Below are 24596 nucleotides of genomic sequence, written 5' to 3' on the forward strand. Positions count from 1 at the left end.
ACACTAAAAGTTTGGCGTTAATGAGTTGATAATTCTAATCATTTAAAAAGTGTTAAGCCATCGTCACTGCTATGACATTGTGATTTTGGTCATTGAATGAGTGGGAGTATCTGCGCACTCAATGAATTGAGACCGGCTGAGAGGGGAATGCAGAACTGAGAATTCGGTTCTGGCTATTTTTTCGAAAAGACCCGCTTTTGCCAAAAAAGCCAAAGCTTGGCATGTACAAGCCTTGGAGCATTGGGTTGGCTACAGTACACTAGCGGCAGTTGGCATTATCAGGAAGTAAAGATGAGCGTTGAGCAGGAAACCATCGATTTTGGTTATAAAACGGTAAACCGCGAAGAGAAAGTAGGCATGGTTGCCGAGGTATTTCATTCAGTTGCCGCTAAATATGATGTGATGAATGATTTAATGTCGGGTGGCATTCACCGCTTATGGAAGCGTTTTACCATTGATTGTAGTGGCGCACGTCCTGGACAAAAGGTGTTAGATTTAGCGGGAGGTACTGGTGATCTTACTGCCAAGTTTTCACGTATCGTAGGTGATGGCGGTGAAGTGGTGCTGGCAGACATCAATGAATCGATGTTGAAAATGGGCCGAAGTAAGCTGCGCGACAAAGGCATTGTGGGTAATGTACGGTATGTGCAAGCTAATGCCGAGGCGCTGCCTTTCCCCGATAACTGCTTCGATTTGATTACCATTAGCTTCGGTTTGCGTAATGTGACCGATAAAGATGCGGCGCTACGATCGATGTTTCGAGTGCTCAAACCCGGCGGTCGTTTGCTAGTGTTAGAGTTTTCTAAACCAGAAATGAAAGCGCTGAGTAAAGTTTACGATGCTTATTCTTTTCACTTATTACCGAAGATGGGCAAATTGATTGTTAATGACGCCGAGAGCTATCAATATTTGGCCGAGTCGATCCGAATGCACCCCGATCAAGAAACCTTAAAAGGGATGATGCAAGATGCTGGGCTTGAGGGCGTCGAATACTACAATTTAACTGGCGGTGTGGTTGCCTTACACCGAGCTTACAAATTTTAAGAGGCCCTTATGCCGCTATCTTCTCTGATTACTGCCGGTGTTGAAGTCTTAAGCAATCAAGTGTTGGCACTTGATGAGGCCAGCGCCGAGCGTCGCAGTCATTTGTCGGGCAAAGTTCTGGCGATTCAAGTTAGGCCATTGCCAAATTTTTATTTTGTGGTGAGCAAGCAGCAACTCGACGTACTTCATGAATATCAAGGCAAGCCGGATTGCAGCTTGAGCATGTCGCTGTTGACCTTGATGGAATTAAAACAGGCGGAGCGAATTCCCAGCTTGATTAAGCAAGACAAGCTGCAACTGGAAGGTGATATTAAGCTGGCGCAACATTTTGCCGACTTGTTCCTGCAACTCGACCCTGATTTTGAAGAAAAGTTGTCGCAGCGGATCGGTGATGTTGCCGCTTATCAAATCGTGTCCAAGAGTCGTTTGTTGGCTCAAGCATTGAACACGCTGTTCAATAAAGCCCCTACAAAACTAACTGAGTTAGCCAGTGAAGAATGGGGTTTAGTGGTGGGTCAATTGGAATATCAAGCGTGGCAACAGCAACTACAGCTACTGGTTAAAGATGTGGATACCTTGAGTCTTCGGATACAGGATTTGAGTCAATGACCCCCAAAGAGTTTGCGCGTTTTCGGCAGATTAATCGCACCCTGTGCCATTACGGTATAGACCAATTATTGCCGAAACGTTTTTGGCCTTGGCCCTTACGCTTGTTGCGCAGCTTGGTTTTTTGGTGGCGTAATCAACACCAGCAAAGCGCGCCCGGTGCGCGTATTCGCATGGCGATGGAAGACTTAGGCCCGGTATTTATTAAATTTGGCCAGATGATGTCCACTCGGCGCGACTTATTTCCGCCAGATATTGCCGATGAATTGGCGCTATTACAGGATAAGGTCTCGCCGTTTAGTGGCGAATTGGCCAAACAACAGGTCGAATTGGCGCTGGGACAGCCGGTCGAGGATCTGTTTGATGATTTTGACTTGCAAGCCTTAGCCTCTGCCTCGATTGCTCAAGTGCATACTGCCCGTTTAAAAGAGAATGGCGCCGATGTGGTGTTGAAGGTGATCCGTCCGGGGATTGAAGCGACCATTCTGTCTGATATCGCTTTAATGCAGCGAGTTGCTAGCTTATTTGCGCGTTTCTTTAGTGATGGTCGTCGCTTACGCCCTAAAGAGGTGGTTGAAGAATATCGCAAGACCATTGTAGATGAGCTCGATTTAGCGCGTGAAGCGTCTAATGCGATCCAACTACGGCGTAATTTTAGCGGTGCTAAAGAGCTGTATGTTCCCGAGGTTTATAGCGACTACTGTAGTAAAACCTTGTTGGTGATGGAGCGGATCTACGGGATCCCAGTGGCGAACATTGGTGAACTAGAAGCGCAGGGCACCAACATGAAACTGTTGGCCGAACGAGGCGTAGAAGTCTTCTTTACTCAGGTATTTCGCGATAGTTTTTTCCATGCCGACATGCATCCGGGCAATATTTTTGTGTCTCGAGAGCATCCTGAAGATCCCCAGTATATTGGCATTGATTGCGGTATCGTGGGTACCCTCAATAAAGAAGACCAGCGTTATTTAGCGGAAAACTTTTTGGCTTTCTTTAATCGTGATTATCGTAAGGTCGCACAACTGCATATTGATTCTGGTTGGGTGCCTTCCGACACTAAGGTGGAAGAATTCGAAGCGGCGATCCGTACCGTATGTGAGCCTATTTTCGCCAAGCCGCTGTCAGAGATCTCATTTGGTCATGTACTGCTGAATCTGTTTAATACGGCGCGCCGTTTTAATATGGAAGTGCAGCCGCAATTAGTATTACTGCAAAAAACCTTACTCTATATAGAAGGCTTAGGGCGTCAGCTCTACCCCGAATTGGATTTATGGGCGACTGCTAAACCATTTTTAGAGCGTTGGATGCGTAAGCAGGTGGGGCCCGAGGCGGTCTTCTCTGCAATTAAAGAAAAGGCGCCTTATTGGCTGGAAACACTGCCGCATTTACCGGAGTTAGTTTATGATAACTTGCAACTGGCGAAACAGCAGCAGCTTAAGTTTCAACGTTTTACCGAACGTTATTTACAGCAGCAGAAGCAACGCCAACGAAGTTTGGCTTTGGCTTTAGCCGCAGCGGCAAGCTTAATTTCGGCGGCGGTGATATATCCAAGTTTACCTGCGCTGGCCTTGGCCTTGGCGGTGACTAGCGGATTAGCGGGTTTAATCTGTTGGCAACAATTGAAGTAGATACTGGGCCTTTGGCTCGACAAAAGATGAAAGAGGATCACTAAATGGGCGGTATTAGTATTTGGCAATTGTTAATTGTTGCTGTAATTGTGGTGTTGTTATTCGGCACCAAGAAGCTACGTAACATGGGCGGTGATTTGGGCTCGGCAGTAAAGGGCTTTAAAAATGCGATGCGCGAAGATGAAAGCAAGCCTAGTGATCATGCCACCGACAAAGCCACCCCAGAACAGCTTGCGCAGCATAAGCAAGCCGCAGAACAAGCAAGCAAAGACAAAGACCAACAAGGTTAAGCATGTTTGATATTGGTTTTTGGGAGTTAGTCTTGATCTCGGTATTAGGGCTGTTGGTGTTGGGGCCAGAACGTTTGCCGGGAGCGATCCGTAGCGTGTTATCTGTGGTGCGCTCGGTGAAGCAGGCGGTATCGTCGGTGAGCACCGAACTGAAACAAGAACTAGAGTTAGACGAGTTGCACCAAAACCTGAAGCAGGCCGAACAAAATGGTTTAGAGTCTCTTAATGGTGATTTACAAGCATCGGTAGAGACTCTAAAAGCGCGTGCCGAGTCAGTTTCTCGCCCCTATCAAAAGAAGACGGTTGGTAGCCCGCAGCCTGCTGAAGCTGCAAATCAAGCTGTGCCATCCGATTCTGACATTAGCCAAGAAGACAATAAGTAAGCTATGAGCGATGCCCCCGCACAACCCTTGATCGAGCATTTAATTGAGTTACGTAATCGCCTATTGCGTGGTGTATTCGCCTGCTTAATCATTTTTCTCGGCTTGGTGTATTTTGCCAACGATATTTACGCTGCTGTCGCACAGCCCTTGCTCGCCGTATTACCAGAAAATGCGAGTATGATCGCTACCGATGTGGCGGCACCATTTTTCACGCCGATTAAGCTGACCTTAGTCACCTCGGCTTTTTTGGCCATGCCTTATTTATTAGCTCAGGCCTGGGGGTTTATTGCGCCCGGTCTGTACCAACATGAGCGCCGTTTGTTGGTGCCTTTGGTGTTTGGTTCGGCCTTGTTATTTTATGCGGGTGTTGCCTTTGCTTATTTTGTGGTGTTCCCGCTTGCCTTCAGCTTTTTTACTGCAGTTGCCCCCGAAGGGGTGACCATTGCCACCGATATTTCTAACTATCTCGATTTTGTATTGAAGCTGTTTTTTGCTTTTGGTTTAGCCTTCGAAATTCCGATTGCAACCTTGTTGCTGTGTTGGTCGGGGGCAACCTCTCCTGCGCAATTGCGAGCCAAGCGCCCCTATGTGATTGTGGGAGCCTTTGTGGTGGGCATGTTGTTAACCCCTCCCGATGTGATCTCACAAACTCTATTGGCCTTGCCGATGTGGCTATTGTTTGAGGTCGGTCTGTTCTTTGCGCGTTTTTATGTGCGCAAAGATGACGATGCCGAACAGGCGACGGATTAGCTTGGTGATGTTTGATATTGCGCTGAACCTTACCAGCTCACAGTTTGATAAAGATCGTGAACAAGTGCTACAACGGGCGCAGGCTGCGGGTGTGAGTGGCATGTTACTGCTGGCCAGCGATTTGGCCGAAAGCCAGCAAGTGAGTGATTTAGCCCAACAGTGGCCGGGCGTATGTTATGCCACCGCTGGCGTGCATCCGCACCATGCAAAGTCGGTAAGTCCTACCGATATCGCCACTCTCAAACCGCTGTTTACCCAAACACAGGTTTTAGCGGTGGGCGAGTGTGGTTTAGACTTTAATCGTGATTTTTCACCACGTCCCCAGCAAGAGGCTATTTTTGAGGCGCAATTAGCCCTTGCAGCAGAACTTAAGCTGCCTGTGGTGATGCATGAGCGGGATGCGCATCAGCGCTTCATCGATATCCTTAAGCCTTGGCGCGACCATCTGCCCGGCGCTGTATTACATTGTTTTACCAGCGATCAAGCGGCCCTAAAAGCCTGTCTGGATCTGGATTTGTATATTGGGATTACCGGCTGGGTGTGCGATGAGCGCCGTGGTCTCGATTTGCAACAGCGGGTGAAAGAAATTCCAATCAATAGACTGTTGTTGGAAACGGATGCGCCTTATTTGTTACCTCGCGATTTAAAACCCAAACCCAAGAGTCGCCGCAACGAACCTTGTTATTTGCCACATATCTACCAGCGAGTCGCGCAATTGCGAGGCGAGTCGTTGGTCGAGTTGCAGCAACAAGTGCAGCAAAACGCTCGCCGTCTTTTTTCATTTTAAGTTTATCTTTTCTTAATAAGTTGATCTAAGTTAATACTGAGCTAGTAGATTTCCGTTGAGTGAACATCTAGGTGTGCATCTTGCTTGCAATTGTGAATGGAACACGCCAATCCTTAGATGATATGTCTATAGTTAAGTAAATAACATTATAAAATAGGCGTGAAAACCGAACTTAAGGAAGAGAATATATCGTGACTCTGCAAATACGTTTTTACTTAATTATTCGACGCTTGGTGTTTATTAGCGGTATTCTACTGTTCAGTTCGAGTAGCCTGGCGGCGATTGTAAATAACAATCATCTGTATCAAAAAGTACAGCAGATAGCCCTGCAAGTTCAGGCTATCCGTGCCCAGCAACAGTTACCTACCTTAGAGCCCGAACCACAAATTGTCGCCGATAAGTTGGCTTCACACTTGGTTTTTAAAACCCAGCAAATTGGTCGTTTAGCTGCGGCCTTACAGCAAAAAATGTCTTTGCCAATCACGTCGTCTTTAGCGGTTGCATATAGTGTGATGCGCCCCCGTAATGTGCTGCCTTATTTAGATCAGGTTGAGCAACAGTTGGCCGCGGTCGCTAAGCACTTAGCACTACCAGAGGGCCCCGAATTGGAGCGTCCACTAGGAATGACTGAAAATGATGTTTATCAGCAGCTAGTGGTGATAGAACAATTGTTTGAGGGTTTGATTGAGCCGCAAACGGTCTCTGCGATGAGCGCAGATTTGGCGTTGATCCGCGGCGACTTGCAGCTGATTAGTGAAGCGAAAAACCTTCCTTTGCAACTCGGTTCACTTGGTCAGTACCATGACCGTCAAATGACCGATGTGAATATTTTGGCTTATCAGAGCTTGTATCTGATTGAGCGTTTATTTCGCCAATTGGATATTGAACCAAGTAAGCCCGATCGTTTACCCGTTGGCGAATCGAGTATTGAGGCGGTTCGTGATACCAGTATTCTGATCCGCGCCGAATTACATCGCGGTAAAACCATTCTTAAAATTGAGCAGGATAGCCAAGTGATGGATCCTCCTTTGCTGAGTGATGCGAACCAAAGTTATGCTGCTTTTATTCAACTACGTGATGGCTTACTAAGCATGCTGGGAGCGCCAGCCCTATGATTAATCGATTAAGTTTGAGTCAAAAAATCGCGCTTATTCCGGTTGGTATCGTATTACTCATGGTCTTGATGATATGGAGTAGTAATCATTCGCTGACAGGGGTACAACAGAAAACCAAGGCTTTCTCTCAGGAGGTTGAACCGAGCGCTCGTTTAGCTGGAGATTTATCGGTCAATGCGCTGCAACGTTTAGTGTTGCAGTCGCACTTTAGTGAAACCGAAGCGCCTGCGCTACTTGAGCAGTATCAACAACTGGCCGAACAAGCGAAGCAATTGGAACAGAGCCCGCACCTGCGCGGGTTTAGCGATGCCGCGCAAATTACCGCTAATAGCGAACTACTCGACCAACACTTTGTTGAGGGATTAGTACCATTATTGGCTGAAATTAGTCAGTTAGAAAGCCGTGTATTACGTGATGTAGTCCCACAAACTTTGGCTAAGCTCTCGGATATTCATGCCACCTTAGATATCACCAGTTCAGGCATGCTGCCCTCGCTCACGGTTAACTTGGCGAATCATATACAGGCCGCCTCGATTGCCTTAATGAGCCATCTCAACCGGCAAGATAGTCGCAGTAAAGACCGTTTTTATTTAGAGCTATTTGGCGCACAAAACACCTTACTCGATTTGATCAAGGGCTTAAATCGAGAGCGTCATCAACAGTGGATCCAGTTGGTAGAACAGCAGGTCCAGTTGTTCGCTGACTCGGCTGATCGTTTATTTGATCTGGTTGAGCAGCAGCAACTCTTGAAGGATGACTTACTTAACCCTGCGGCAGAGCAAGTGGTCGCGGCGGCCAGTAATACCCTGCAACAACAGTGGCAAATGGTGAGTCAATCGAGTTCAGCGATTAGTGAGCAGCTACAGCAAACAGCATGGACTAACATGGCCTTTGGTTTGTCGATTGTGGTGATTTCTTTGGTGATGGGCTTGATTATTACTCGTTTAATTCGCCAGCCCGTGGTAGCGATGGTGCAGGCGATGCAAGCAATTGCCCAAGGCGATGGGGATTTAACGCAGCGTTTAGTGGTAAAAGGGCGCGACGAGCTTGCTCAGTTGGCCTCGGCCTTTAATCAGTTTATTGCACTGTTACAAACCACCGTCACTAATATTAATCAGCATGTTGCCGAGCTGAATGGGGCTGCGGGGCAACTTAATACTTTAGCGCAACAGTCAAAAACTCAAATGGGTGAGCAGCAGCGGGTGGTATCAGAGGTTAGTGGTCATATTGGCCAGCTGTCGCAAGGTTTTAGCGAAGTGGCCGATTTGGTGCGTAATGCTGATAGTTCGGCAGTCTCCATTAATCAGGCCTCGGAGCAGGGCAGTCAATTAACTCAATCGGCAACTAGCGAAATTAAGCAGTTAGTGGCTCAAGTGGATGGCGCTTCGGAAGATATGCGTGAACTGGCTAAAAATAGTAAAGATGCCAGTAAAATATTAGAAGTGATCAACAGTATCGCCGAACAAACCAATCTCTTGGCGCTGAATGCGGCGATTGAATCGGCGCGCGCAGGCGAGCATGGCCGCGGTTTTGCGGTGGTGGCCGATGAGGTTCGAAATCTTGCAATGCAAACTCGTGGCTCAACGGAGCAGATTGAGCAGATGATGTCAGATTTAGTGAAAGGTGCGGAGAAAACTGAAATACAAATGCGTGAAGGGCGTTCTCAAGCCAGTAGTAGTTTTGAATTGATGTCAGAAATGCAAGGCTCGGTGACCCAAACCCATGAGTTAGCCAGCCATATTACCGGCTTGTTGGACGAGGTGAGTGGTGCCTGTGATACGCAATTGAATACTTCTGAGACGGTGGTCAATGAAATGCAAGGAATGGAATCAGGGGCGCAGCGTAGTTTAGAAGGGACCGAGCATACGGCTCTGCAAGCTGAAAAAGTTGGACAACTTAGCCATCAGATCCAAGCGAGCATCGCGAACTTCAAAGTATGACCAAGGCACTGAAGTGGCTTAAGTGAGCCGCTTCAGTGTTTGTGGCATTCAAGCTCTTAAATCACGTCGCTGGAACTTAGCTGAGTGCGCCAGCTGTGCAGGTGTTTGATGGATACTACGTTCCCTGCTGATTTCTACTGATCACTAGCCTTAGCTAAAAATTTGCAACATAATTTATAATATTCAGCAATTTATAGTTAAGTTGATGCTGTTTTGTATGATGGACATCGGCCAGCTTAAGTTTTCCTAGGAACGGCTTTGCTTCCGTTTCCAGAGTATCTTTAGAGGTTCTAATGTATCTTCCTAAGCCCTTCATCCAAGATGATTGGTCGAGCACTGTTGAGTTGCTCGGTAACTACCCTTTAGCCTGTATTGTGAGTCAAAGCGCAACCGGTTTGGTGGCGGAACATATTCCGCTATTATTGCATGAGGTGCAGCCTGAACAATGGGTTTTACGTGGGCACATTGCCAAGGGGAATCCTTTAGCTAAAAGACTGGCTCAGCCTCTGTCTGTGCTGGTGATATTTCAGGCGGAACAATCCTATATTTCGCCTAATGATTACCCTACCAAGCAAAGTGATCCTAGGGTTGTGCCGACTTGGAATTATCAGGTTGTGCATATTAATGGCCAATTGCGCGGGATCGATGATAGCCAATGGAAACTGGCCTTATTAGCCGAGTTAACTAAAACACACGAGGCGCAACAGCCGCAACCTTGGCAGCTCCGCGATGCGCCAGAATCCTACATTGAGCAATTGAATAAGGCGATACTGGGGATTGAGGTGAGTGTTGAGCAAGTACAAGCAAAAAGTAAAATGAGTCAAAACCAAAGTCCACAGAATCAAGCTGGGGTACTGCGGGGCTTGGCTGAGCGCCAACACCCGATGGCAGAAGTATTGGCTCGGCAAATGTCAGGGATCCAGTCTGAAAGTAATTAACAGACAGTTGATGCGGTGGGGTTTAGGCTTGCTATGCGGCTTAGCGCTATAAACTTTTACTTCTCGCGGTCATTTATTTGTTGATGAGTCTGTTGTCGGTGGCAGTTTACGCATTTGATCAATCGGCTACGCGACGCGGGGCGTGGTGAGTGAAAGAGCCTTACCTGCATGGGCTGGCGCTGCTAGGTGGCTGGCCGGGCACGATGTTCGCGCAGCCATGGTTTCGCCATAAAACGTAGAAGGCCAGTTTTCGTCGGGTTTACTATCAGAGTATTGTGATTCACGGTGCTTTGCTGGGGGATTGGTATAGCCCTTATACGACAGTTTATCGAGTCTGGTTGACCAAGCGATTGATGTGAGGAGGGCGATGTTGAAAATCTGTCATTATACTGAGCCCTATGCTCTGTTGGTCGCCGAGCTATTTACTGCGGCGGTGCATGCCATTGATGATGAGGTTTATTCCCCGCTACAAAAACAGGCATGGGCACCGGAGCCCTTTGATGAGACGCTTTGGCGAAGCCGTTTATTGCCCGAACGTTGTTTTTTGGCTTTGCACGAGCAGACGCTGTTAGGTTTTATTGAACTTGATGGCGACTATATCGATTGTTGTTATGTGCATCCCCAGTTTCAGGGGCAAGGGGTGGCCAGTGCTTTATATCAGCATATTGAAACGCTAGCTTTACAGCGAGGGCTGGAGCGCCTTTGGGTGGATGCATCGAAGCGGGCAAAACAATTTTTTGTTGGACAAGGTTTTATGCTGTTAAAACAAAATCAGGTGCACATTCGCGGCCAAACGCTGGAAAACTACAGTATGAGTAAAGATTTAACCGCTTTATCAGGATGGTAAAGGCTTGGCTCGCTGTGAGCTCTCGCTTTAGGGTGTGTATTGGTTTTTAAACTCCGAGTTCGCCTATCATTGCGAGTTCATCAAGCAAAAAAAACCAAGCTCTTGCTTGGCTTTTTATCGGCGATGGAGGTGCTTAAAGTGCTTGACCGTTGACGCTTAGTTTAACATCGATGTTACCACGGGTTGCATTTGAGTAAGGGCATATTTGGTGAGCGGTTTTAACCAGTTCGACCGCGGCACTTTGCTCTAATTCTAATTCAGCGGCTAAGGCTACGCTGAGCACAAAACCACCCTGTTCATTGGGGCCGATCCCTACAATCGCGGTCGTTGGTGCTGATTTAATCGCGATTTTGCCTTCGCGCGCCACATGTAAAATTGCATTCGAGAAACAAGCGGCATAACCAGCTGCAAACAGTTGCTCTGGATTGGTCGCTTCGCCACTACCACCCATTTCTTTTGGATAGCTTAAGGCTAAATCGAGTTTGTTGTCGTCGGTAGTGACTTGACCGTTACGGCCGGCTAATGCAGTGGCAGAGGTAGTGTATAAAGTAGACATACTGGATCCCTTTTATTTAGGTTGTGTGCAATTAAGTTGTTAGCAACTCTAATTGAGTTCTGGTTGGAATGCAAGTATATTGTGCACAATTTAATTCCGAGCGAGTTTAGCCATGAGTGACGCTTCTAAAGATAAACTACAATCCTTTAGCCTGAGTTTAGATAAGCAGCTGTGTTTTGCCCTTTATAGTGCTTCCAATGCGATGGGGCGAGCTTATCGCCCCTTATTAGAAAAACTGGACCTCACCTACCTGCAATACATTGTGATGATGGTGTTGTGGGAGCAGCGTCGCGTGAGTGTGAAACAGCTGGGGGAAAAGGTGCATCTGGATTCGGGTACCTTAACGCCGCTACTGAAACGTTTAGAAGCGAAAGGTTTGGTGGTTCGCGCACGTAGCGAGCAAGATGAGCGAGTGCGGGTGATTAGCTTAAGTGACGCGGGACAAGCGATGCGAGAACAGGCGCTGGCCATTCCTACAGCGATGTTGTGTCAGGTAGACATGCCTTTAGAAGAGCTGCAGGCTTTGAAGCAAGGCTGTGAGCACTTATTGAGTCAATTGCTAAAATAAAATTTCGGCATAAAGCAATCGGTATGAGAAAGAGAAAGCTTGATTGAAACGCTTTTAATGCCTTCCAAATCTTACAGGGCTTAGAAACCTTAGGCTTGCGTATGGAACGCCATTGTGAGAATGCCGAGAAATTAGCCCTCTACTTAAAATAGCATCCTAAAGTCGCTTGGGTTAATTATGCGGCCTTGCCCACCAGCCCTTACTATGCACTTTGCAATAAAATTGTCGGGGGGAAAGCCTCGGGTATTTTAAGTTTTGTCTTGAAGGGCGGTAAAGATGCTGGTGGAAAGTTTATTGATGCGCTGCAGATGATTTTACATTTAGTGAACATTGGTGATGCAAAGTCTTTAGCTTGTCATCCCGCATCAACAACCCACCGTCAGCTGAATGATGAGGAGTTGGCAGCGGCAGGGGTGAGTGCCGATTTGGTGCGGATTTCGGTTGGGATAGAAAACATCGATGACATTATTGATGATGTGAGCCAAGCCCTGGATAAAAGTTAAGCAAGGCAGATTGCATATTCATATTGAGCCAGCTTTGTGCTGGCTTTTTTGTGTCTCAAATAATGAGCCAGTCGATGGGTGTCAAGCCAGAGATACATGCGGTAAAACTTACATTTTTGGATTTATCAATAATTGTTTTATAGTTAACGTTAGGTTGCAATTTAGTTAAATTTCTGGGTTGTCGTTATATCACGCTTAGGGAAAAGTCGTGATTTCGTGAACCTGATGTGAGGCTCGGAGTTCGCAAGCAAGGAAGCATCGATGGATAATAGGGTGGTTCAGCTCAAGGCAGCCGTGATTTCGCTGTTATTGATGCTGGTTTTTTTTCTGAATCCTTTTGGATTACGGAGCGCTTCAGAAAAATACAATGAAGATCTTATCATTGGTTTTAATGCCCCCTTGTTTCCGCTTGAGGCACAAGCACAGCTCGCCGTGGTGTTGCTGGATGAAGCCTTTATTCGACATTATGCTGGCCGATATCCGGTTGATTATAGCTCGCTCAATCAGCTGTTGATCCGTATTGCACACTATCAGCCAAAAGCTGTTTTTTTCGATATTCTTCAATATTACCCAAGCTCAAACTATCAAAGTTTGTGGACCGAACGGTTACGCAAGACCAATCAAAAATTCCCGGTTTTTATGGCGAGTATTCCGCATATGGATCGTTCGGAATACTTCCAGAAAGATTCTGGCTTGCGCCAGAGCATTTCCGCCGCTAGTCAGCTTAGTGCCGTTGGTTGGAGCGATTATCAGCATTATTATCCGCTAAATTTTCAGTTGGATGGCAAAGCTTACCGCTCGGCTGCTATGGATTTATATCGTATTTGGTGCCTTAGTGAGCCAAATGTATGTCCTTATAGCGATGAAGATTTGGTGGAAAGCGGGCGGTTTACCGCGCCAATGATCGTGCAATGGAGTAATCAAGCGGCTGAAAACCAGTCCGATTTTGCCTACTTACCGGAAGGTGTCCAGTGCCAGCCTCGGACCTTAAAGGCTGAGCAATCAACCTTGATTAGACTCTATCGGCGCCTTCAATCCTTGCGAGATAACTTTTTGGCGTTGTTTCATTCGGGATTATCTGGAGAGGCGCTTAAAAAATCAGTAGCTTACCCTTGCCCGCAAGTGCTGACGATTTCCGCTACTAAGTTTTTTCAAGATGATCAAGCTGCCAAACTCAGGCGACTGCAGCAGCGCTTGGTTTTGGTGGGTTATGGGATCGAAGGTTCTCCCGATCTGGTGGAATCACCAGTGAATGGGTCGTTGGCTGGGGTCTTCTTACATGCCGTTGCGCTCGATAACCTGATTAATTTTGGTGAGAACTATTGGCATGTGCCTACAACCATCGATGGCTTAGGGATTAATGTGAGCGATCTTATTGAAGGAATACTACAGACTATATTTTTATATGCGGCCCTCTATTATCGATTTCACTATCTGGAGAATAGCGCTTTAAACGCCGTGGCTAAGCCGCATCAGCATCATTGGAAAGGACTCATCATGGCCTTGCTGGCGATTTTGTTGACCTTTCTCTGCGTCTTATCCGCATATCAGTATTTGAAATACGGACCGGTCAATTGGTATGCCTTTATTCTAATTTTATTGACCATTATCCCTACGTTTTTACACCAATTATTCGCTCAGTTGATGGCTTTCTACTCCAATCAATTGACACTTTTCAAGTGCGAGTTGCTCCATATGTTCTATTCGCCATTGTCGCGGATGGCGAAGTTGACTTGCTGCTGGAGCTTAATCAAAAACAACAAATTGATCTTGCTGGCTTTGCTCGGTTTAGCTTGGTTGACTGGCTTGGTGTTGATCCATTGGTTCTATTACGCGGCGGTATTTTTGCTGAGTCTGCTTGCCTTGATCGGCTTCCATGACTTGGTATCACGTTTGATGAAAGGAAAGTAATGGCTGCCTAAGCCATTTATTGGAAGGAGAATATGATGAGATTACGACTTTATTTCAGCTTACTCTTACTCGTCGTGGGTTTGCTTTTACTACCACCAGTGCAGGCGCTATCGTTGGTTGGCGCTAAAGTGTTGCGCTTTAAGTACGATCCGATAGAGCTTTGTTATCGAGACTCGCAGGGAGAGTTTACTTGTAAAGAAAGCCCTCATAGTGAGCTTCCCAATTTGCAAACAAGCTCGTTAACCGTGTTACAGCATATTGTTGACCCTGGTATGGTCGAGTTAAATATATCGGGGGAAAAGGTGTGGATCTTTCAAGACAGCGTCGAAACGGACAAAAAGGCAAAATCTTTAGGACCGTGTGTTACGCAAAGTCTTTCTAACGACCAAGGGACTAAGGTCTACGCATCGACTGGATTTGGAGAGGGATGCTAGCCATGAAGATATTGAAAATCATCTCTTTTACGCTGCTGTTAAGCGCTTGTGCCACTCAGAATTTTCCGTCGTTGAATTTGGCCTCGACCAATAAAGTAGACCAATTTGAGGGCGAATTTTTGGACAGTGAAGACGTTAGCTTAGCGCTTCAAGCAAGTTCGCTCAGTGAACCCGATGATTTAGCTCAGGATGTGATACTCAGCCAAGATCGACTCAGTCATCAGCAGTTGCTGCGCTACTTTGATGGGATCTTAAATCAGTTGTTATCTAGTTGGCCGGGTCATCGACCCGAGATTGATTTGTCGATTGAACTTTCGCGAAGTTACAGCGCTTACGCCACCCGCCAGCAGATCGTGCTATCGATGGGGATGATCTCTGATTGTGAAACAGAAGCTGAGATTGCTTTTGTGATTGCCCATGAGCTTTCGCATATTTTGTTGGGACACAATAATACCAACGCCTATTTTAAGCGACAGCATGAAACGGTTGAAGAAATGGCCCAGCTGGCAAACTTAGGAATGGCCATTGGCGATCTTGAAGTGAGTCGCGATCAGCAACAGATTAAAGTGGAGAGTAAGAACAGCCAGCACACGCAAAATACCTATAAGGACATATTTAAAACCAGTTTAGCGATTAATCGCCTGAGCCGGGATGTGATTAATTCCAGTATGAGCCGAGAACATGAGGATGAAGCCGATTTACTGGCCATCGACCTGTTAGTGAGAGCGGGTTATAACCCACGAGCCTACGACGTGGCGTTGCAACGACTTGAAAGTAGCCAGACTTTCACTCAACAGCAACTGCTGCAGAAGAAACAAGAATATCAAAAAGTGGTGACTATTTTATCCGAGTCAAAAATTCCGCAAGATGATTCCTTGTCACAGCGCTTGATCTATTATGCCGGTAACGAAGCGGCGACTCAGGCTTTACAAATTTTTGCGCAACGCCATCGTTCCGCTCAGTTACGTAGCGCGGATCTGAGTAAGTACATCCAACGCCAATATAAAGCGAGTTCAATTAAGCTGCGTCCTTTACATCAACAACGTTACCAGGCGCAGGTTAAGTCTGGTACCGATGTGCAAATTACCCGCAATTATTGGCATGCAAGCAATGCCATTCAGGCGATGCAGCAGGGCGATCTAGTGAGTGCCGAAAAATCGGCTAGAAAGGCGGTGTCAAAACCAACCGGCAGCGATGGCTATCCTCGCATAGTGTTTTCTCAAATTCGTTTACAACAGGGTCAATTGAACAAGGCGGTAAAGAATCTCGATTTAATTAAGGATTGGAAAAATTTGTCTTTGGAGTCAAGTCTCTATGCGGTGAAGACCTATCAGTTGGCTGAGCGTTATCGCCAAGCGGAAAAAATTTTACGGCAGACCCAAGCGCAATTGACCGAGCAAAGTATTTTGTATCCACAGTGGGTGAGTTTGTATTATCAAGAGAACGATATTGAAGCTTTGAATCAGTGGTTAGATAAATGTCGAGCCGTCGGTCGTAAAGATTTGAGTTTACGTTGTAACACGGCTGCGAAAATCCCAGTGGTGATCCCCGAACAAGCGACGCCAACAGAGTCGCTGCTAGAAAGGATCAATACACTGTTTTAGCATTGCGAACCAGCTGTTTGATATAGCTGTGGAAAAAAAACACTTAATGATGATTTAATGTATAAGTTGGCTAGAATAAAAATGACTAATCAATTAAATAAGCAAAGCGTAGGGACTGTATGAAAGCTTTGGTGATTGTGTTTTTGTTTATTTGCTTTCCCTTGATGGCGGGATCAACCATGCGGATTTCTGCTGCAGCTGGTGCCAATGCGCTACCAGAGGTGCTGGATATGATCTCTTCCGCATATGCGATCATGGGCTATAAAATTGAATTATTGGGAATGCCGGCAAAACGTGCCTTACGGCAGGCTAGAGACAACCCCAATATTGATGCCGAACTTGCCCGTAGTCAATTGGTGGAAAACTACTTGACCAACTATATTCGAATTCCGGTTCCGGTAAAAACGCTGGTGGTATCCGCATTTGTTGTCGATGACAGCATTCATGTGAGTCAATGGCAGCAATTAACCCCCTATCGCGTAGGCTTGGTGCGAGGTCATTTGGCTTTTCATGAGCAGCTAAAAAACCATCCTGCTGTGGAGTATTTTACCAGTGCCAATCAAGCGATTACGATGTTAGAGCGGGGTCGCGTAGATGTGGTTATTTTACCGAAGCAGATCGGAGAGTATGCGATTAAAAAGTATTGGCATAAACAGACTAGAGCCGTCACTCCGCCGATCGACCAGATTTATTTATATCATTACTTGAATCAAAAGCATCAGGCTATTGCCTCAGAGCTCACGCACATTCTGCAGCAACTCACGATTCAATCTGAATAAGCAGATTCGAATTTGACTCTGTTGCATGGATGGTGGTTTGTTCAAACTAAACTTCTGAAGATAAGAATTGACCAATCTCATGCAGAGCATGCGTGGGTGAATGCCATTGATAATGGCGCTTTTTCTTGGTGCTTGTGGTGACGGATTGGAACATGAACAAAATGTAATGTGATCGCCACCTTGCGGTAAGGAGGGATCGCTTATAGTGAGTGCAGTGACATAACACAGGACCACAAGTGATGAGATCCCCCATGAGATTATCAACAAAAATCTGTCTGGCGGCTGCGCTTGCATTCAGTTCTACCGCAGCGATGGCCGATGACGAGGCGTTATCTGCTTTAGCCATTAAGCGGGCCAACTTTAGCTTAGAGCAGGCTATCGAAAAGGTTCACAATACTTACGCTGGACAAATTACCGAACTTGAGTTGGATGACTATCATGGTCAGGCCGTTTATGAAATAGAAGTCGTGAACCTAAACCAAGGACAGCAACACAAGCTTAAATTGAGTTTGAGCGATGGCGAAATGTTAAAAAATGAAAGCCGCAAGTTGACGCTGTTAGGTATCAGTAAATTGGATGAGGATGAGCGTTTAGCGCTGGAGCAGCTAAGCCAAGCAGATTTTTCTTTGAGCCAAACGGTGGCGATGCTTAGCAGTAAGTTTCAGGCGCAAGTGCTAGAGTTGGAATTAGAAAATGAAAAGGGCATCACTTATTACAAATTCAAGTTACTCGGTGAGCAAGGTAAGCAGCGAGTGATTGTGGATGTACTAAATGGTGAAACCATTCCGGTATTGAAACACTAACAGGTTTGAATTATCACGAATCAGTGTTGCAGTTACCTCGATCAGGTAGTGCTTATTGGTTTATTGGGGATGAGTTATGGGGTGGGTAAGGCCGCCCATGACCCATCTGAGGTCAAGCAATCAAAGGTAAGTTAGGTGCGAATATTAGTTGTTGAAGATGATCGAACCACCCAACAGTTTTTACAACGCGCTCTCAGTGAGCAGGGGTATCTGGTGGATGTTGCCAGTGATGGTCAAGCGGGGTTGTTTTTAGCCTTAGAGCATGACTATCAATTGTTGGTGCTGGATCGAATGTTACCTAAACTGGATGGTTTAAACCTGTTAAGCACTTTACGTGATGCCAATAAAACACTACCGGTGTTGATCTTAAGTGCCTTAGATAGTGTTGATGAACGGGTCAAAGGTTTGCGTCAAGGGGGAGATGATTATTTAGTGAAACCTTTCGCCTTAGCCGAGCTATTAGTGCGGATCGACATTCTGTTAAAGCGTCCGCGAGGCCCAGCTGCGTTCGCCAGCAATCGGCTTCAAGTTGCGGATCTTAGTATCGACTTGCTGGCGCGTCGGGTGTGGCGTGGTGAGCAGGAAATTTTACTGCAACCCAAAGAATTTAAGTTGTTACACTATTTAATGGAGCATGCAGGCCAAGTGGTGACCCGAACCCTATTATTTGAAGCCGTGTGGCATTATGATTTTGACCCCCAAACCAATGTGATCGATGTGCATGTGGCACGTCTAATAAAGAAGGTAGAACTGGATGGCCATCGACCACTGCTTGAAACTGTTCGTGGTGTGGGTTACCGAATGCTGGCAAAATAATTTTAAAGCCAGCTCCATTTGGCGACTAACTGGTATTTATACCGGCTTATTGATGCTGGTGGTGGGTATTTTACTGTGGGTTCTTTACCAGCTGAGCGTGGGGCAGTTAAGTCGTAGCCAAGCCCAGCAAATTAGTCAGTTGTTACAGCAGCAAACCTTATTGGCTAAAGAGTTACAGCCAGCAGATTTTATTCGTCAGTTTGAGCTGCAAGCGGAGCAAGCTGGACAGTTTGTATTAGTCTTTATTAGCCCTGAGCGCAGCTATGGTCGTTTACAGAGTATTCCTTCCCAAATCAGTACTTGTCCGACGTTGAGCCGTTTTCCGGTGTATAGCTACAACGAAATTCGTTTATTTTCTGGTTGTGTTGAGTTGCTCAACACGGGTCGTTTGCTGGTGGCCACCGACGATGAAGCGCTGGTTGAGATGCGCGAGCGCTTCATTCACGCCAGTATGATTGCCTTAGCTTTGGCTCTGGCCTTGGGACTGCTTACCGGATGGTGGTTCTCGGCTCAGTTATTACGCCGAATTAACCGGATCAATCAAGTTGCTTTGGCCGTAGAGCAAGGGCAGCTGGATGCGCGAGTGCCCTTGAGTCGCCACCACGATGAATTTGACCATCTGGCGAAACATATGAACAAAATGTTGGCTCAGCTAGAGTACTCTTTTCAGGCGATTGCAGGGGTTACCGATGCGATTGCTCACGATTTACGAACCCCCTTAGGACGACTGCGATTGGCTTTAGAGCAAAGCCTCATTGATGTGGAACATCAGCGGCTGAGTTCGACGCAAGTATCCGCCATGTTAGCCGAATTAGACGGCATATTAGTCACTTTTAGCGCCATGTTAGAGTTGACTCGCTTGGAGCAGCACCAGCAACAGGCACAGTTTAGTGCCGTGGATTTAGTTCAAATTGCGGAGGATGCCATCGAGTTATTGTTGCCGGTAAGCCAACAGCAAGACCAGCATTTATGTTTGTTTAATGCTAGCGCGGCAAAGCCCTTGCAAGGGGATGCCAGTTTATTGTTTCGCGCGATCTATAACTTATTGGAAAACGCCAGTAAGTATGCCGGACCACAGACCCAAATTAGTTTTGAGTTCAGCGGTGATGGCTTTATCGTCAGTGACAATGGCCCTGGCATTCCCGAGATGGAAAGCGAGAAGGTCTTCCAACGCTTATATCGTTTGGAGAGTAGCCGTCATAGCCCCGGTTACGGTTTGGGGCTGCCCTTAGTTCGGGCGATTGTTGCTTTGCATGGTGGTGAGATTAAACTCAGCGATAACCAACCGGGACTTAGAGTCAGCGTGAGTTTTAGCCAAAATGAAGCTTTTGTATAAGCCGCCTGTTGGCAAAAGTAATGGCGGAATGTCCAGCCATTACCTGAGTACTTGGTGTTGGTTTGCTTCTCTGTTTTAGACACTCGCGCTAAGCGAGCGCCTTGCGATGGAGTACTCGCTTGATCAAGGTGAACAGAGCAATGCTTTCCCCAGAGAGTGACAACGCGAGTTGATTATCACTTAATCCCGGATCGACGGCTAAGCCTAATAGCGCATTTCCCAAATAAGCGGTGTTGGCATCGGGGCTAGAAGCCAAGGCCTGTAACGTAGTGAGAGTGCTGGTTTCGGTGGACTCATCGCCTTTGTAATGAGCAACGTGTAACGAGGCAGCTAAGCTGGCAAATTGATTCAGACTATCGCCGGTCAATCCCATTTGAGCCAGATAGCGACGATATAGGCTGAGCATACCTTGGTTGATAAAGTTTTCTTTATATTCGGCAAAGTTGCTCATGGAAGTGATGCTATCGATGAAGAGACTCGAGATATTGAAGCTTTGATTCGCGATGTTTACATCCACTAGACGATAAGGGCAGGGCGCAGTGACGGTGGAGCCTGTTTCTACATCATATAAAAGAGTTGAACCATCTCCATTATAATCAGCCATGCTGACATCTTGCGCATGAAAATGTCCGGTAAAAACTAAATTTAAGCCATAAGCTGCCAGCATCGCACCGACGGACTCATAGTCATCAATCAGGTATTCAGGGAAAATGGTCCGTTGGCTGGCAAAGTGCGCAACGAGGCCATGGTGTTGCATCCCAAACACTAATTTGTTTTGTGCCTGTGCTTCAGTGAGTAGTGGTTGTAGCCAACCCAGTAAATCATCAGATAAAGCGCCAGAGGTTTCCGGGGAGCCGAGACTGGCGTTATCTTGATACTTGCAAGAGTCTAGTGCGACTAACCAGACCCCGCTAGTTGGCTCGGCGATATAGCTCAAAGAGTTGTCGTGTCGATAGAGTGCTTGCTGGTAGCCAAAATCTGCATATAAAGAGGCAAATTGTTCAGCATTGACAGTTTCGACCGCGCTCGTTGTATCGCCATTAAAGGAGACCGCGTCGGGATTGTTGATGTCGTGATTGCCCGGTATGACATACACTTTTTTCCCCGCATCGCGTAATGGTTGTAATAATTCGAGTGCTTTTTGGTGACACACGAGCTCGCCATCTTTGGTAAGGTCGCCGGGGATTAACAATGCATCCAGCTCCGGTTGTTGCAGTAACTGCTGCACAATTGCACTTAAGATTTCACCGCTTTGGAGGAGCATTTTACGATCTTCTGCGAGGTAATTTTCAAGGGCCTGCCCAGTCGTACCTAATGCGAGGTTATAGACGTGAGGATCGGAGAGTACCGCAAAGCGCAGGGTGTCTGAAGCGCTGCGGCTTTGTGAGCTACTGCTCTGATGACATGCGCTTAAGCTGTGACCCAGAGTGATAGTAGAGCCTAGTAATGCAGTGGTCTTTAAAAATTTTCTTCGATTAAAATTAGTCATGAATTTTCTCTTTGATTGATGAAAGATGAATTCACGCTAGGCTGGTCGGATGACTATTGGGTGACAGAATTATGAAAGGCTTTTTTTTATTGATTTAGAACAAATAGATAATGAATTCAGGCTTAAATATGGTTTGAGAATTTTGAATTATTGTCTTTAGAACTTGGCGACTTATATTGATTCATCGCCACCGCCAATAGTAAGTAGATGACCGCCAACAACCATAAATGAGTAAAGTGGTTTTGCACTTCAGTAAAGCTGGCGCCCATTTGGTTGAGCTTTAATAGGCCCAGCACCATTGGTTTGGCGGGAACTAAATCGGCTAGCATGTTGATTGGCATCGGGATCGCGCTCTGTGGCCAAATAAATCCGCAGCCAAATACAATCGGCAGAGAACTTATCACACCGACCACCGTGGCGTAATCGCGTTTTGGTAATAGGGTTGCGATACACATTGAAAAACCGCAGCTTGCAAGCAGAAAGGGCAGCAGCATGGCCGCGATGTCTGCCATATGTCCCCAGAGGTGAACCTGGTAATAATCAAGTACAAAACCAAGATAGAAGCAGCTGAGTACGCTGTAGAGGGCCACAAACAACAGGCTGCGTACCAGCACCAACTTCCAGGCGGGCACAAAGTGCAGATAATTGGGTTTGAGTGCAGGGCGACTGGGAGTGGCGTGTAGGCCTACGGCGATTAACAAAGTTTGGTGTAACAAGATAATAAAGACAGCGGGTAATACATAATCTAAATAGCCTTGATTGGCATTAAAAACCGGATTGCTACTCAGCTTGATGGGCGTGTGTGATTCGGCGGCACCTTTAAGGGGGATGCCTTCGATAAGCATTTTGCTGACCTTGGTTTGCGCCGCTAAAGTACCCGCGGTGGTACTTAGGCCTTCTACAATGGTGCTGTAAACTAAGAAATAAGAAGCATCGCCAGCATAGGAGAGCGCTGGAGAGCGGTCCTGCAATAGGTCACGATAAAAGTGTTTCGGGATCACCAGTAAGCCGCCAACACGGCGTTCCACTAGCAGTTGCTGAGCCTGTTCAATGCTGGCCACCTGTGCGCTTACTTTGATCAGTGGGCTGGCATCGACCATCCTAAGTAGTTGTCGACTGAACTGATTGCCATCGTGATTGACCACTGCTATCTGCTGTTCTCGAGGGCTTTGTTGCATATAGGGTCGTGGATAGAGAAAGGCATAAAACAGCAAGCCCCCAATGGCGGTGAGTAACAGGGCTCGATTGGCGAACAGCCGCCGTATCTCTAGCCGCAGCAATAGGTAGCTGTTCATGATACGGACTCATCAGGTTGTGATAATCCCTGAAAACGCAGCTTGACTAGCCATGCCGCGCTGACGAAAGCCAATAGGAATATCAGTAAGTGGCTGAGTGCGGGCAGTGATTGCAACACTGGTGCCCCATAGTTTGCCTGAGTGATTTGGATCTCGATGTAGTGGCAAACCGGAATTAAGCTTCGCCAGAATTGGGCAAACCAAGGCATATCACTCACTGGGAAGGTCACCCCCATAAAGGCGAAACTTGGCGCGGTGAGGGCGGCGGCGAAACTTAAAGCGCGAGCAAGATCTTCAAATAATAAGATAAACAGCAGGGCAATGGCTTGTGAGGCCAATACACAAAGCACTAAGGCCAGCAATAGGATGCTCCACGAGCCCCGCATTGGCCAGTCGAAGCTGGTAAACATTAGGCTACAAAACAACACTCCTTGTAGCCATAGCAAGGCGCCAAAAAATAATAGTTTAGCGGCAATTTTCTTGCTGGCATCCTTTTTAAGCCAAGACCGAAAACTTTGCTCACGCAGTTCTGCGCCAAGGGCGAGTACCATCACCACCATGCAGAGCACTTGCCAAAAAGCTGGTAGGGCTGCCGAAACGATAAATTGAGCGTAGTTGCTATTGCCGTTAAACAGCGCACTAATTTGGTTGCGAATGGGGACAGCTTGGGCCAGTGCTTGCGAGGTTTGAGTATTCCCTTGGCTGAGGACTCTGAGCAGTGCAACTTTGGCATTAAAAGTGGCGTGGCTTTTTTGCAATGCCGAGTTGATTTGCTTACCCACCACCATCAGTTGGCCATTATAATAGGCGGCCACGGTAGGTGCCTGACCCAGTTTGGTATGTTGTTCAAGCTGATTGGGGATAATGAGTAACGCGTTCACTTGACCAGTGCGGAGCAGGACCCCTGCCTCCACTTGGTCGGCTACACTCTGCACCTGCAAGCTTGGGCTGGCATCATAGTGGGCGATAAGGCTACGCGACAATTGGCTGTGATCATGGTCGACCACTGCGATGGTTAAATCTCGGGTAAGCCCTGCGGAAAAAATCCACCATAACAGTACAAATAACAGTAAGGGAACCCAGCTGAGCAAGGCGCTTAACCATGCATCTTGTCGCAGCTGGTGCCACTGTTGCGCCAGCAGTTGTGAAAAGCGAGGTGATGGTGAAGACATCAGCAGGTTTCGCCTAGTGTTCAAGAGTGATAATGGCACTCATGCCGACTCGCAGTTGCGGTACTGCTTGGGTGGGCCTCGCTTCAATTTCAAAGGTGCGCAGGTCAAACCCGGTGCGACTGTCGGTGGCCCGCCAGGTGGCAAAATCCCCCATTACCGCCACATGGGAAACTTTAAAATCAACCTGTTGATTATTTAAGGCGGGCAGCGTGGCACTAAACTGCTGACCTTTCTGAAATCGGCTGAGTTGATCTTCGCGCACATGTAAAATCAGCCAGGCATCTTGCATGTCGATGATTGAAACGACTGGAAAACCTGTAGGGGCGAGCTCGCCTTGCTGCAGCAAAATTTGACTGACTTCGCCAGCGTGCCAGCTTTTCACTAAGGTATCACTGGCATAGGCTTGCACTTCGGCCACTTTCCCAGCGGCAGCTCGCAGCTGTTCGACGGCGGCTTTTTTGGTTTCGTCACGCGCGCCAGCCTTGGCCATTTGATACATTTCGGATGCCGAATTTTCAGTGTAGCGGGCTGCTTGCCATTGGGTATAGGCTTCGTCGCGTTTTTGCTCAGAGACCACACCGTCTTTAAAGAGGTTATTGACCCGTTGATAGGTCTTTTCGCTTAGCTGAGTGGCCGCTTGAGCTTTTTGCCATTGATCTTTGGCCGCTGATATTTCTTGGCTGCGAGCCCCATTTTCAGCCTGTTCGGCGATTGCCGACGCGGCTTGTTGACCGGCTTTGGCTTGCTCTAGTTTGGCTTCGAGTTCAGGACTGGTAATTGAGAAGATCAGTTGTCCTGGCTCAACCTGTTCACCCTTTTTAACCAAGACTTGATCGATCCGTCCCGCTACCTTTGAAGAAATGTTGTATTGCTGGGCCTCGATTTGCCCCTGCAGAGTTTGTGCCTGCGGTTGATAGGCTTGCCAAAAGGAATAGCCGACCCAAGCAATAATTGCCAGTAACGGTGCGATGGGTAATAGAGCGGAAAACTTACGCATAATCA

The 24596-nt window shown here is 47.0% G+C and carries 25 protein-coding genes and 1 pseudogene; 21 read left to right on the forward strand and 5 right to left on the reverse strand.

Features of this window, described 5'->3' with window-relative positions; translation table 11 throughout:
* Positions 1 to 291: 291 nt before the first annotated feature.
* The 12 genes from ubiE (at position 292) to ACRRSW_RS00405 (ending at position 10328) form a co-directional block, all read left to right on the forward strand.
* Positions 292 to 1044 carry a bifunctional demethylmenaquinone methyltransferase/2-methoxy-6-polyprenyl-1,4-benzoquinol methylase UbiE gene (gene ubiE / locus ACRRSW_RS00350; RefSeq protein ID WP_432460581.1) on the forward strand — a complete coding sequence of 251 codons (753 nt, stop codon included), beginning with the start codon at positions 292 to 294 and terminating at the stop codon, positions 1042 to 1044.
* A 9-nt stretch (positions 1045 to 1053) separates the two neighbouring features.
* Entirely contained in the window at positions 1054 to 1653 is a 600-nt protein-coding gene (locus ACRRSW_RS00355) for a ubiquinone biosynthesis accessory factor UbiJ (RefSeq protein WP_432460582.1), read from the forward strand.
* On the forward strand, positions 1650 to 3278 hold the full coding sequence (gene ubiB / locus ACRRSW_RS00360; protein ID WP_432460583.1) for a ubiquinone biosynthesis regulatory protein kinase UbiB: 1629 nt from the start codon (positions 1650 to 1652) through the stop codon (positions 3276 to 3278). The genes ACRRSW_RS00355 and ubiB overlap by 4 nt, the downstream gene beginning before the upstream one ends.
* A 44-nt stretch (positions 3279 to 3322) precedes the next feature.
* Complete coding sequence (gene tatA / locus ACRRSW_RS00365) at positions 3323 to 3568, forward strand: Sec-independent protein translocase subunit TatA (RefSeq protein ID WP_432460584.1); 246 nt, start codon at positions 3323 to 3325, stop codon at positions 3566 to 3568.
* A gap of 2 nt (positions 3569 to 3570) precedes the next feature.
* Positions 3571 to 3951, forward strand: coding sequence for a Sec-independent protein translocase protein TatB (gene tatB, locus ACRRSW_RS00370; RefSeq protein ID WP_432460585.1), 381 nt, complete (start codon positions 3571 to 3573; stop codon positions 3949 to 3951).
* A 3-nt stretch (positions 3952 to 3954) separates the two neighbouring features.
* Positions 3955 to 4701 carry a twin-arginine translocase subunit TatC gene (tatC, locus tag ACRRSW_RS00375; protein WP_432455183.1) on the forward strand — a complete coding sequence of 249 codons (747 nt, stop codon included), beginning with the start codon at positions 3955 to 3957 and terminating at the stop codon, positions 4699 to 4701.
* Entirely contained in the window at positions 4679 to 5488 is an 810-nt protein-coding gene (locus tag ACRRSW_RS00380) for a TatD family hydrolase (protein ID WP_432455182.1), read from the forward strand. The genes tatC and ACRRSW_RS00380 overlap by 23 nt, the downstream gene beginning before the upstream one ends.
* Before the next feature lie 191 nt (positions 5489 to 5679).
* Complete coding sequence (locus ACRRSW_RS00385) at positions 5680 to 6603, forward strand: hypothetical protein (protein ID WP_432460586.1); 924 nt, start codon at positions 5680 to 5682, stop codon at positions 6601 to 6603.
* Positions 6600 to 8543 carry a methyl-accepting chemotaxis protein gene (locus ACRRSW_RS00390; RefSeq protein WP_432455179.1) on the forward strand — a complete coding sequence of 648 codons (1944 nt, stop codon included), beginning with the start codon at positions 6600 to 6602 and terminating at the stop codon, positions 8541 to 8543. The genes ACRRSW_RS00385 and ACRRSW_RS00390 overlap by 4 nt, the downstream gene beginning before the upstream one ends.
* 293 nt (positions 8544 to 8836) lie before the next feature.
* Positions 8837 to 9481 (forward strand): FMN-binding negative transcriptional regulator, encoded by a 645-nt coding sequence (locus ACRRSW_RS00395; protein ID WP_432460587.1) that lies wholly within the window; start codon positions 8837 to 8839, stop codon positions 9479 to 9481.
* Positions 9482 to 9630: 149 nt separating this feature from the next.
* On the forward strand, positions 9631 to 9720 hold the full coding sequence (locus tag ACRRSW_RS00400; protein ID WP_432460588.1) for a DUF1294 domain-containing protein: 90 nt from the start codon (positions 9631 to 9633) through the stop codon (positions 9718 to 9720).
* A gap of 128 nt (positions 9721 to 9848) precedes the next feature.
* On the forward strand, positions 9849 to 10328 hold the full coding sequence (locus tag ACRRSW_RS00405) for a GNAT family N-acetyltransferase (protein WP_432455176.1): 480 nt from the start codon (positions 9849 to 9851) through the stop codon (positions 10326 to 10328).
* Positions 10329 to 10461: 133 nt separating this feature from the next.
* Here the strand turns inward: ACRRSW_RS00405 and ACRRSW_RS00410 are convergent, their stop codons facing one another.
* A complete protein-coding gene (locus ACRRSW_RS00410; protein ID WP_432455175.1) occupies positions 10462 to 10884 on the reverse strand; it encodes an organic hydroperoxide resistance protein in 423 nt (140 codons plus the stop codon).
* Positions 10885 to 10996: 112 nt separating this feature from the next.
* On the opposite strand from ACRRSW_RS00410, the gene ACRRSW_RS00415 reads away from it, so the two are divergent.
* The 9 genes and pseudogenes from ACRRSW_RS00415 (at position 10997) to ACRRSW_RS00455 (ending at position 19638) form a co-directional block, all read left to right on the forward strand.
* Positions 10997 to 11452: a MarR family winged helix-turn-helix transcriptional regulator gene (locus ACRRSW_RS00415; protein WP_432460589.1), complete on the forward strand. Its 456-nt coding sequence runs from the start codon at positions 10997 to 10999 to the stop codon at positions 11450 to 11452.
* A 56-nt stretch (positions 11453 to 11508) separates the two neighbouring features.
* Positions 11509 to 11955, forward strand: a pseudogene (locus tag ACRRSW_RS00420) (PLP-dependent transferase); the annotation flags it as partial.
* A gap of 261 nt (positions 11956 to 12216) precedes the next feature.
* The gene (locus ACRRSW_RS00425) at positions 12217 to 13866 is read left to right on the forward strand and encodes a CHASE2 domain-containing protein (protein WP_432460590.1); all 1650 of its coding nucleotides are present in this window, start codon (positions 12217 to 12219) and stop codon (positions 13864 to 13866) included.
* 32 nt (positions 13867 to 13898) lie between these two features.
* Positions 13899 to 14300: a hypothetical protein gene (locus tag ACRRSW_RS00430; protein WP_432455172.1), complete on the forward strand. Its 402-nt coding sequence runs from the start codon at positions 13899 to 13901 to the stop codon at positions 14298 to 14300.
* A 2-nt stretch (positions 14301 to 14302) separates the two neighbouring features.
* Positions 14303 to 15904: a M48 family metalloprotease gene (locus ACRRSW_RS00435; RefSeq protein WP_432460591.1), complete on the forward strand. Its 1602-nt coding sequence runs from the start codon at positions 14303 to 14305 to the stop codon at positions 15902 to 15904.
* A gap of 119 nt (positions 15905 to 16023) precedes the next feature.
* Positions 16024 to 16683 (forward strand): substrate-binding periplasmic protein, encoded by a 660-nt coding sequence (locus ACRRSW_RS00440; RefSeq protein ID WP_432460592.1) that lies wholly within the window; start codon positions 16024 to 16026, stop codon positions 16681 to 16683.
* A gap of 251 nt (positions 16684 to 16934) precedes the next feature.
* A complete protein-coding gene (locus tag ACRRSW_RS00445; protein ID WP_432460593.1) occupies positions 16935 to 17486 on the forward strand; it encodes a PepSY domain-containing protein in 552 nt (183 codons plus the stop codon).
* Positions 17487 to 17621: 135 nt separating this feature from the next.
* Positions 17622 to 18302 (forward strand): winged helix-turn-helix domain-containing protein, encoded by a 681-nt coding sequence (locus tag ACRRSW_RS00450; RefSeq protein WP_432460594.1) that lies wholly within the window; start codon positions 17622 to 17624, stop codon positions 18300 to 18302.
* On the forward strand, positions 18241 to 19638 hold the full coding sequence (locus ACRRSW_RS00455; protein ID WP_432460595.1) for a sensor histidine kinase: 1398 nt from the start codon (positions 18241 to 18243) through the stop codon (positions 19636 to 19638). Before ACRRSW_RS00450 ends, ACRRSW_RS00455 begins: the two co-directional genes overlap by 62 nt.
* Before the next feature lie 88 nt (positions 19639 to 19726).
* Here the strand turns inward: ACRRSW_RS00455 and ACRRSW_RS00460 are convergent, their stop codons facing one another.
* The 4 genes from ACRRSW_RS00460 to ACRRSW_RS00475 all read right to left on the reverse strand — a co-directional run bounded on the left by ACRRSW_RS00460 (position 19727) and on the right by ACRRSW_RS00475 (position 24591).
* Complete coding sequence (locus ACRRSW_RS00460; protein ID WP_432460596.1) at positions 19727 to 21127, reverse strand: metallophosphoesterase family protein; 1401 nt, start codon at positions 21125 to 21127, stop codon at positions 19727 to 19729.
* A gap of 122 nt (positions 21128 to 21249) precedes the next feature.
* Entirely contained in the window at positions 21250 to 22422 is a 1173-nt protein-coding gene (locus ACRRSW_RS00465; protein ID WP_432460597.1) for an ABC transporter permease, read from the reverse strand.
* On the reverse strand, positions 22419 to 23594 hold the full coding sequence (locus tag ACRRSW_RS00470) for an ABC transporter permease (RefSeq protein ID WP_432455164.1): 1176 nt from the start codon (positions 23592 to 23594) through the stop codon (positions 22419 to 22421). Before ACRRSW_RS00470 ends, ACRRSW_RS00465 begins: the two co-directional genes overlap by 4 nt.
* 13 nt (positions 23595 to 23607) lie before the next feature.
* Positions 23608 to 24591 (reverse strand): HlyD family secretion protein, encoded by a 984-nt coding sequence (locus tag ACRRSW_RS00475; protein WP_432460598.1) that lies wholly within the window; start codon positions 24589 to 24591, stop codon positions 23608 to 23610.
* Positions 24592 to 24596: the final 5 nt, after the last annotated feature.

The organism is Agarivorans sp. QJM3NY_25 (assembly GCF_050870875.2).
Classification (GTDB): Bacteria; Pseudomonadota; Gammaproteobacteria; order Enterobacterales; family Celerinatantimonadaceae; genus Agarivorans.